General features: G+C 76.9%; 9 protein-coding genes. 3 read left to right on the top strand and 6 right to left on the bottom strand.

Features of this window, described 5'->3' with window-relative positions; all coding sequences use genetic code 11:
* Window positions 1–47: 47 nt before the first annotated feature.
* On the bottom strand, window positions 48–215 hold the full coding sequence (locus ACFXAM_RS36105; protein ID WP_380297847.1) for a hypothetical protein: 168 nt from the start codon (window positions 213–215) through the stop codon (window positions 48–50).
* 13 nt (window positions 216–228) lie between these two features.
* On the opposite strand from ACFXAM_RS36105, the gene ACFXAM_RS36100 reads away from it, so the two are divergent.
* Window positions 229–1,161: a hypothetical protein gene (locus ACFXAM_RS36100; protein WP_380297846.1), complete on the top strand. Its 933-nt coding sequence runs from the start codon at window positions 229–231 to the stop codon at window positions 1,159–1,161.
* Here ACFXAM_RS36100 and ACFXAM_RS36095 read toward each other — a convergent pair.
* Window positions 1,125–2,162, bottom strand: a complete 1,038-nt coding sequence (locus tag ACFXAM_RS36095) for an LLM class flavin-dependent oxidoreductase (RefSeq protein WP_380297844.1) — start codon at window positions 2,160–2,162, stop codon at window positions 1,125–1,127. The two genes, ACFXAM_RS36100 and ACFXAM_RS36095, sit on opposite strands and share 37 nt — an antisense overlap.
* Before the next feature lie 64 nt (window positions 2,163–2,226).
* Between ACFXAM_RS36095 and ACFXAM_RS36090 the strand changes: the two genes are divergently transcribed.
* Window positions 2,227–2,811, top strand: a complete 585-nt coding sequence (locus ACFXAM_RS36090; RefSeq protein WP_380297843.1) for a GNAT family N-acetyltransferase — start codon at window positions 2,227–2,229, stop codon at window positions 2,809–2,811.
* 74 nt (window positions 2,812–2,885) lie between these two features.
* Here the strand turns inward: ACFXAM_RS36090 and ACFXAM_RS36085 are convergent, their stop codons facing one another.
* Together ACFXAM_RS36085 and ACFXAM_RS36080 are read right to left on the bottom strand one after the other, a co-directional pair.
* Entirely contained in the window at window positions 2,886–3,839 is a 954-nt protein-coding gene (locus ACFXAM_RS36085; protein WP_380297842.1) for a GlxA family transcriptional regulator, read from the bottom strand.
* Window positions 3,840–3,959: 120 nt separating this feature from the next.
* Window positions 3,960–4,787, bottom strand: coding sequence for a S1 family peptidase (locus tag ACFXAM_RS36080; RefSeq protein ID WP_380297840.1), 828 nt, complete (start codon window positions 4,785–4,787; stop codon window positions 3,960–3,962).
* Between the two features lie 160 nt (window positions 4,788–4,947).
* Here ACFXAM_RS36080 and ACFXAM_RS36075 point away from each other — a divergent pair, with 160 nt between their 5' ends.
* A complete protein-coding gene (locus ACFXAM_RS36075; RefSeq protein ID WP_380297838.1) occupies window positions 4,948–6,006 on the top strand; it encodes a GlxA family transcriptional regulator in 1,059 nt (352 codons plus the stop codon).
* 73 nt (window positions 6,007–6,079) lie between these two features.
* Here the strand turns inward: ACFXAM_RS36075 and ACFXAM_RS36070 are convergent, their stop codons facing one another.
* Both ACFXAM_RS36070 and ACFXAM_RS36065 read right to left on the bottom strand, forming a co-directional pair.
* The gene (locus ACFXAM_RS36070) at window positions 6,080–7,147 is read right to left on the bottom strand and encodes a phosphatidylinositol-specific phospholipase C domain-containing protein (protein WP_380297837.1); all 1,068 of its coding nucleotides are present in this window, start codon (window positions 7,145–7,147) and stop codon (window positions 6,080–6,082) included.
* A 191-nt stretch (window positions 7,148–7,338) separates the two neighbouring features.
* Window positions 7,339–8,220 carry a glutaminase gene (locus ACFXAM_RS36065; RefSeq protein ID WP_380297849.1) on the bottom strand — a complete coding sequence of 294 codons (882 nt, stop codon included), beginning with the start codon at window positions 8,218–8,220 and terminating at the stop codon, window positions 7,339–7,341.
* Between the last annotated feature and the right edge of the window lie 173 nt (window positions 8,221–8,393).

Below are 8,393 nucleotides of genomic sequence, written 5' to 3'. Positions count from 1 at the left end.
GGTGCCGGGGATTCCCGGCACGGCCCGACGCGTGTGCGTCCGCCGGTTCAGCGGCGGCCGAAGAGCTTCGCGAAGAAGCCGCCGCCCTTCTGCGCCTCGCGGTCGCAGTCGCAGCGGGCGGCCTTGGGCACGCCGGCCAGCACCTGGTCGACGTGCATGCCGCACCCCGCGTAGGTGGCCTTGCCGCAGCTCCGGCACGTCGTACGTCGACACATCGCAGGACTCCTCATGTCCGGGGAAGGCGAGGGTTGCTCCCTCACCTCCACTATACCGGTGGGGGTATTTTTCCCGGCGAAACGACCAGCCTCGGCCCGGCCGGCCACCCGGCCCCCGGCGGAGAACCGGAGCCGCCACGCGGCGGACCTGCGGCAGCTGCTCCTCCCCGCGCCGCTGGAGGCAGGCGGCGCGCTCACCCCCGCCGCCCGCCCGACGCCGGGCGCGGGTCCGAACCCGGCCGGCGCCCTCGCCGAGCGGGTCGGCTGCGTGGGCGTGGCCGACGACCAGGAGGACCCGGCGCGGCTGCGCTCGCTCCTGCTCCAGGACGCCTGCCGCACCGCCACCGTCCGGGAGCGGACCGCCTCCGACGGCACCCGCACCCGGATCCAGTGGCTCGCCTTCGGCTCGTACCAGGAGGCGCGGCCCGTGTTCTCCGGATTCCGCGACAACGGCGATCCGAGGGACGGCCACGGCCTCCGGCCGCTCACGCCCCCGGGCTGGGGCGCGCCCACCATCGCCGACCTCGCGGTCCGGGAGGCTCCGGCCGGCGGCGGCACCGCGTCGCCCTACCGGCCGGCGTACCTGGACCCCGGCGACCTGGCGGGCGTCGTCGCCATGACCAACCCGGCCGGTGGTCCCGCTGCCGCGTTCCGGCGGGTGGTCACCCTCCGGTCGGACCAGATCGCCCGAGCCGGCGTCACCGCCCCTCCGCCGCGCCGGATCCGGCGCAGCACCCCGAGCAGTGCGGCGGCGTCGGCGGGCGGGTTCGCGGGGTGCCGGGCAGGGTGCCCGTCCGGGCGCACCGGGGGGCGCCGGTGGCGCGGGGCCGGACAGTCGCGTCCACGCGGCCGCGCCGCCCGGCATGGCGCGCGCCGCCCGGGTGCGGGTCGCCGCGGGCCGGGCCGGTGTCAGCGCAGGCCGGCGGCCTCGGCGAGCAGGCGGTAGGAGTCCAGCAGCTCCGTCCGGTCGTAGGTGCTGGTGGTCAGCAGGAACTCGTCGGCGCCGGTGCGCTCCATGAGCGCCGCGAGCTCGGCGACGGCGCGCCCGGGGGTGCCCACGAGGTGGCCGGTGAGGGCCTGCTCGAACGCGGCGCGCTCACGCGGGGTCATCGGCCGGGCCAGGATCTCCTCGGCGGGTTCGAGCGGGGAGAACTCCCCGTGGGTCCGGCTGTGGGCGGCCGACCAGGCCTCCGGGACGAGCAGCGCCCGGGCCCGCTCCTCGCTCGGCGCGACGGCGACGGTCCCGGAGACGATCACATAGGGCCGCTCGGCCCGTGCGGAGGGGCGGAAGCGCTCCCGGTAGCGGTCGATCGCCGCCAGCATCGCCTCCTCGCCGCGCACCGCCGCGATCACCAGCGGCAGCCCCGCCTCGGCGGCGACGTCCGCGCCCGCGCCGGTGGCCAGCACGAACGCGGGGACGTCCAGGCCCTCGGCGGGGCGGGCGTGCACACCCCCGGGGCCGCGCGCGGCGGGGTCGAACCAGGAGAGCAGTTCGGCGAGCTGCCCGGGGAAGCGGTCCGCGGCGTCCTTCTCCCGCCCGAGCGCCCGGCGCACGCCGTCGGTGAAGCCCACCGACCGGCCCAGGCCCATGTCGATCCGGCCCGGGAACAGTGCCGCGAGGACGCCGAACTGCTCGGCGACCACCAGGGGCTGGTGGTTGGGGAGCATCACCCCGCCGGTGCCGACCCGGATCCGGGAGGTCGCGGCGGCCACGGCGGCGGCCAGCACCGTCGGCGCCGAGCCGGCGACCCCCGGCACGCCGTGGTGCTCGGAGACCCAGAACCGGTGGTAGCCGAGCCGTTCGGCCTCCACCGCGAAGGCGACGGTGTCGCGCAGCGCCCGGGCGGGCTCCTCCCCCCGGCGGGTGCGGGAGCGGTCCAGGACGGAGAGGCGGAGGGCGGGCGCGGCGGTCACCTCGGTGCCAACGGCCGCCCGCGCCGCCGTCATTCCCCGGGCGGGCGGCGCGGAAATCCGATTGCGGGCGCCGCCGGCCCGCTGTTAACAATGTGACATGCTACAAAGCTCCCGCATCATCCTGCGCGCCCGTCACGACGACGACGTCCCGGTGCTCCACTCCGAGCTCTACGACGACGTCGCCACCCGTTCCCGGGCCGATTCCCGCCCCTGGCGGCCGATCCCGCCCGGCTCCCCGCAGTCCCCGTTCGTCGTGGGGGCGGGCGACGACGAAGCCGCCTGCTTCTCGGTGGTGGACCGGCCGTCGGGCGAACTGGCCGGGGAGGCGCTGCTCTGGGGCATCGACGCCCACCAGCGGCGCGCCCACCTCGGCCTGGCGCTGCGGCCGGGGTTCCGCGGGCGCGGGCTGTCCGGCGACATCGTGCGGCTGCTCTGCCACTACGGCTTCACGGTGCGCGGGCTGCACCGGCTGCAGGTCGAAACGGCGGCCGGCAACCTGCCGATGGTCAAGGCCGCGACGGGGGCCGGGTTCGTGGTGGAGGGAACGCTGCGCCGGGCCGCCTGGGTGTACGGGGCGTTCGAGGACGAGCTCGTGCTGGGGCTGCTGGCCTCGGAGTGGAACGGACAGCCGCGGCCCGCCGATGCCACCGAGCGTTCCGCCGGGCTGACGACGGGGGTCTGAAGCCGTAGCCGGAGCCACGGAACGACCGGGCCCCGGAGCAACCGGGCGGAGGCGCGGCGTCAGCCCCGGCGGCGTCAGCCCCGGCGATGGCGGGCGCGGTAGGCGCGCGGGGTGGTGCCGGTGAGGCGGGCGAAGTGCGGGCGCAGGGTGGCGGAGGAGCCGAAGCCGGTCCGGGCGGCGATCGCCTCCACCGGGTCGTCGGTGCGTTCGAGCAGGTCGCGGACCCGCTGGAGGCGCAGGCCGAGCAGGTAGCGCGGGGCACTGAGACCGGTGCGGGCGAGGAAGCGCCGGTTGAGGCTGCTGACGCTGACGCCCGCGTGGGCGGCGATGCGGGCGGGGGTGAGCGGCAGGTGCAGGCTGGTCTCCAGCCACTGGAGGGTCGCGTCGAGGCCGCCGCTGTCGGCGAGGGTGCGGTCGATGGTCTCGGCCACCCGTTCGGCGTGGACCGTCAGGGGGCTGAGCAGCTCCCGGCGGGTCCGGTCCGCGATCCGCTCGCCGTGGTCCTCCGCCAGCAGGCCGAGGCAGATGTCCAGGCCGCCGAACATCCCGCCGGAGGTGCGGAACGGGCCGTCGGCGACCAGCGTGCCGCCGGGGTCGACCGCCACGCGGGGGTGCCGCCGGGCGAGCTCCCCGGTGTGGCGCCAGGCGGTGGTCGCGCGCCGGCCGTCCAGCAGGCCGGTGGCGGCGAGGGTGAGGACCCCGGGGCCGGAGGCACCGATCCGCGCACCGCGGGCGGCGGCCGCACGGAGCGTGCCGAGCAGCTCCGGCGCCGGGTCCGCGCCGTCGTCGCGGTGGGCGGGCAACAGCAGGACGTCCGCCTCGGCGGCGTCGGCGAGTCCGTACGGGAGCACGGCCTCGGCCGGGGCGGGCGGGCCGAGCCGGACGGTGCCGGGCCCGCCGACCGCGCACAGCCGGACGTCGTAGGCGACACCGGGGTGCTCACGGGCGGCGGTGCCGAAGACGAGTCCGGGGGTGGTGAGGTGGTGGCCGGGCAGGCCGTCGAGCGCGAGGACGGCGATCACGGGCATGGCGGCAGGGTAAGCCCTCGTCGGGAGCGGAGGCGTGGGGGGCAGGAGGGGCGGGGGCCCGGCGCACTCCCGCGGGGACGCGCCGGGCCGGCCTGGTGGAGGGTCGGTCGCCGTGGCGGGTCAGTCGCCGTAGGCCCGCAGCGTGGCCCGGATCCAGTCCGCGTAGGCGGGCACACTGCTGTACAGCCCGGGGCCGGTGGAGCAGGTCGGGTCGCTGTCGCCGTCCCCGGAGGTGGTGCCGACCAGTTCCCAGCGGCCGCCCCGGCCGCGCTGGATCTGCGGGCCGCCGGAGTCACCGATGCAGGCCATCGCGCCGGGCACCCGGCTCACCGTGCAGAGCCTGGTCAGCCCGGCGCGGCCCGGCGCGCACTCGTCGACGGCGCCGATGCGGGTGTCCAGCTGCCGCAGGCGCCCGGCGAAGGCGGCCTGGGTGATGTCGGTGGTGTCGGCGGTGGTGCCGAACCCCAGCAGCCGGGTCGGCGTCCCCGGGGCGCCGGCCCGGTCGGCGATCGGGATCGGGGTCTGCGGCGCGGCGCGGTCGAGGCGGACCAGGGCGAGGTCGTCCCGGTTCGCGCCGGCCGCCGCGCCCAGGGTGTAGCCGGGGTGGGTGACGGTCCGTTCGATGCCGCGCACGGTGCCGCCCGCGGTGCGCCGGTCGGAGGCGATGCGCACGATGCCGTCGGGGCGCACCAGCGAGGTGTCCACGCAGTGGGCGGCGGTGAGCACCCAGCGGGGGTGGATCAGGGACGCGCCGCACACGCCGTCGTCGAAGCCGATCTCGGGCACGGTCATCGGAATCGAGGCCATGAAGGGGTAGCGCTCGGTGGCCGCCCGGCCGTTGACGATCGCCCCGGCGGGTCCGGTCAGGGTCGCGACGCAGGCCGCGGCGGCGAGGGCGACGGTGGCGGCGCGGGCCGCGCGGCGGGACCGGGAGGCGTTTCGGAACATGGGCGTCTCCGTTCGTTCGAGGGCGTGCGCGGGCACGCCGGGGTGTCGGGAACCGATCGCCCGGAGGGCCGGTGACCTGCGGCGTCGGTGCGTCCCATCCTTCGCGCCGGACCCCGGGGCCGACAGCGGCGGCGAGGTCACCCTGGGCTAAATTCTGGACATGCCTGTGATCGCCGTGGTGCTGCTCGACGGGGTGCCGGGGCATCACGTCACGACGCCGGCCGTCTGCTTCGGCACGGCCGACCGCTGCCACCCGCGGGTCTCGTACGAGGTGCGGCTCTGCGCCGCGCCCGGGTTCCGGTCGACCGGCGGACCCGCGGCCTTCGGTCTGGCGGCACCGTGGGGGCTGGACGGCCTGGCGGAGCTGACGGAGGCCGACACCGTGCTGGTGCCGGGGCAGGGCGTCCGGCCCGGCGACCCGCCACCGGAGGTGGTCGGGGCCCTGCGGGCGGCGGCCGCCCGGGGCTGCCGGATCGGGGCGTTCGGCAGCGGGACGTTCACCCTGGCCGCGACCGGGCTGCTGGACGGCCGCCGGGCCTCCACCGCGCGCGGGCTCGCCGCCGAACTGGCGCGGCGCCACCCCCGGACCGAGGTGGACCCGGACGGGGCGGTGGTGGCGGACGGCCCGTTCCACACCGCCGCCGGGGTCCTGGGCGGGGTCGACCTCTGCCTGCGGCTGATCACCGTGGACCACGGGGTGGCGGTGGCCGTCGAGACGGAGCGGCAGGTGTTCCTGGAGCTGTACGCGGAGGGCGCCGCGGCACCGGTCGGGCCCGTCGGTACGCCGGGCGGGCCGGGCGGTACCCCGGGCGGGCCCGTCGGTGCGCCGGGCGGGCCGGGCGGTGCGCCGCCGGCCGGCGACGGCCTCGGGCCCACGCTCGGCTGGCTGGAGGCGCGGCTCGACCGCCCGCTGACGCTGGAGGACATCGCCGGCCACGCCGGCCTCACCGTCCGGGCCCTGAGCCGCCGCTTCCGGGCCGAGACCGGGCTGCCGCCGCTGCAGTACCTGCTGCGGGTGCGGATCCAGCGGGCGCAGCGGCTGCTGGAGCGCGGGGACGAGCCGGTGGCGCGGATCGCCGCCCGGACCGGCCTGGGCACACCGGCCAACCTCCGCCACCACTTCCAGCGGCACACCGGCACCACGCCGAGCGTCTACCGGGCGGCGTTCCGCTCGCTGGTCGCCTCGCTGGCCGGGTCCGGGGACGCCCCGGCGGGCTGACCCCCGCCGCCGGGACGCCGCCCGGACCCGGGCGGGCGGCCCGGGTCCGGGGGAAGCGGGTGGTGGGCCGGGGTCAGCCGCGCGGGAGGACGAGCGACTGGACGGCGGGGAGCTTGCGCCAGTCGCTGGAGACGATGGTCGCGTGGGCGCGGGCGAGCTGTTCGGTGCGGGTGCGGGCCTGGTCGGCGGTGGGGTCGGTGTTGCTGATGGCGGGCGCGACGTTGTGGGCGTCCGTCATCGTCAGCAGGTAGTGGTTGGTGTCGTACCAGGTGGTGTCGATGCCGTTCACATAGGTGGCGGCGTCGCCGTCGAAGACGACGAACCACGGGCGGATCGAGGTCTCGCCGTACCGGGCGCGCGGGTCGCCGGCCGCCGCGCCGAGCGCGGTCGGGAACATCCGGGCCTCGCCGATCCGGCCGGCCGCGGCCAGGTCGCGCAGGTACCGGCCGTACTCGACGTCGGTGTGCAGGGTGTCGAACGGGTTGTCCAGTTCGACGGTGCCGGGGATGACGTACACCAGGGCGCGGCCGGCGAGCGCCGACCTGGTGGGCCAGTTGCCGGCCCGGGCGGCGTCGTCCAGGGTCGGGTAGGCGCCGCCGCCCGGCTTGGCGAGCAGATCGGCCGGGCGCAGCGCCGCGGAGCCGAGGTGGGCGGCGATCAGCGCGTCGAGCTGGGCGGGGCCCATGCCGAGGTTCCCGGAGAAGCCCGGCTTGAGCTCCAGCTTGATCACCAGCGGACCGGCGGCGGGGTGGGCCCCGAGCCAGATCCGCACGTCGTCCAGACAGGTCTCCAGGTTCTTGTTGCCGCCACCGGAGTAGAGCTGGGCGGCCGTGGTGGCGCTGACGCAGTTGTTGGCGTTGCCCAGCGGGTTGGAGTGGCTGACCTTCCACTCCTTGGTGACGACGTTCGGCCAGGCGTCCAGCTCGATCATGCCGGTGCCGGTGTCCAGGCCCTGGGCGAGGTAGCCGAAGGCGGCGGGGTCGTAGGTGTTGTGCAGGCCGACGGTGGTCGTGGCGGCGAACGGGAGCTCGCCCGGGGCGCTGCCGGCGGCCTGCGCGCTGCTGCCGACGGGCAGGACGGCGGCGGTCGCGGCGAGCAGCCCGGCGGTGAGGGTGCCGATGAGGGTGCGGCGGACGGTCACGGTGTCAGTCCCTTGTCAGTGCGCCTGCTGGCCGGCGCGCCTTCGGCGGTGGCCACCGCCGGTGCAGAGCATGACCCGGCCGGTCGTCGACCCGGTGAAGAGGACATAACAACTTCGTGACCGTCAGCTTCCGGTCCGTCACCAGCCGGAGCCGTCCGGGTTCCGACGGCGCCCCGGCGGCCCGGCGGCCGTCAGAACACGGACCAGCCGGTGGCCGTCGTCAGGGCGTCCAGGGCGGCGACGCCGAGCACCGAGTTGCCGGCCGCGTCCAGGCCGGGGCTCCAGGTGCAGACCGTGCCCCGGCCGGGCAGGACGGCGAGCACGCCGCCGCCCACGCCGCTCTTGCCGGGCAGGCCCACCCGGTAGGCGAACTCGCCGGCCGCGTCGTAGGTGCCGCAGGTCAGCAGCACGGCGTTGATCCGCTTGGCCTCGCTGCGCGTCAGCAGCCGCGAGCCGTCGGCGCGCACGCCGTGGCGGGCGAGGAAGAGGCCCGCGAGCGCCAGGTCGCGGCAGTCGGCCTCGATCGCGCAGTGGGCGTAGTAGTGGGCGAGCACGTCCTCGACCGGATTGCGCAGGTTCCCGTAGCCGGCCATGAAGTGCGCCATGGCGGCGTTGCGGTGGCCGTGCTCGGCCTCGGAGGCGGCCACCGAGCGGTTGACGTCGACGGCCCGGTCGCCGGACTCCGCGCGCAGGAGCTCAAGGACGGCGCCGGCCGCGTCACCGGTGAGCTCCAGCAGGCGGTCGGTCACCACGAGGGCACCGGCGTTGATGAAGGGGTTGCGCGGGATGCCGTGCTCGGACTCCAGTTGGACGAGCGAGTTGAACGGGTTGCCGGAGGGCTCGCGGCCGACGCCGGTCCACAGGCCGTCGCCGCCCTCGGCGAGCGCCAGGGCGAGGGTGAACAGCTTGGACACCGACTGCACGGAGAACGGCTGCCGCCAGTCCCCCGCGCCGAAGACCCGGCCGTCGAGGGTGGCGATCGCCATGCCGAACGCCGCCGGGTCGGCCTCGGCGAGGGCGGGGATGTAGTCGGCGACCCGGCCGCGCAGGGGCGAGCGCACCGCCGCCGCCATGGCGTCGTGCACCAGGGCCTGGAGCTCCTCGTCGGTGTCGTTCGTGCCGGGCGTGCCGGGCGTGCTGTTCATACCGGGCGTGCTGTTCGTGCCGCTCGTACCGTTCGCGTCGTTCACCGCGCCATTGTCGTCGCCGCGGGCCGGCGCGTTGCGGGCGGGGGCGAGGCCGGGGG

Source organism: Kitasatospora sp. NPDC059462 (assembly GCF_042749955.1).
Taxonomy (GTDB): Bacteria; Actinomycetota; Actinomycetes; order Streptomycetales; family Streptomycetaceae; genus Kitasatospora.
Note: the sequence above shows the minus strand (reverse complement) of the source record. Positions and strands in the feature narration are given on the sequence as shown.

What these genes read in the sequence shown, in the direction of transcription:
- ACFXAM_RS36085 (WP_380297842.1), bottom strand. Translation starts at nt 3,839, where the DNA reads ATGCCCGTGATCGCCGTCCTCGCGCTCGACGGCCTGCCCGGCCACCAC.
- ACFXAM_RS36095 (WP_380297844.1), bottom strand. Translation starts at nt 2,162, where the DNA reads ATGACGGCGGCGCGGGCGGCCGTTGGCACCGAGGTGACCGCCGCGCCC.
- ACFXAM_RS36075 (WP_380297838.1), top strand. Translation starts at nt 4,948, where the DNA reads ATGCCTGTGATCGCCGTGGTGCTGCTCGACGGGGTGCCGGGGCATCAC.
- ACFXAM_RS36100 (WP_380297846.1), top strand. Translation starts at nt 229, where the DNA reads ATGTCCGGGGAAGGCGAGGGTTGCTCCCTCACCTCCACTATACCGGTG.
- ACFXAM_RS36090 (WP_380297843.1), top strand. Translation starts at nt 2,227, where the DNA reads ATGCTACAAAGCTCCCGCATCATCCTGCGCGCCCGTCACGACGACGAC.
- ACFXAM_RS36065 (WP_380297849.1), bottom strand. Translation starts at nt 8,220, where the DNA reads ATGGCGGCGGCGGTGCGCTCGCCCCTGCGCGGCCGGGTCGCCGACTAC.
- ACFXAM_RS36105 (WP_380297847.1), bottom strand. Translation starts at nt 215, where the DNA reads ATGTGTCGACGTACGACGTGCCGGAGCTGCGGCAAGGCCACCTACGCG.
- ACFXAM_RS36080 (WP_380297840.1), bottom strand. Translation starts at nt 4,787, where the DNA reads ATGTTCCGAAACGCCTCCCGGTCCCGCCGCGCGGCCCGCGCCGCCACC.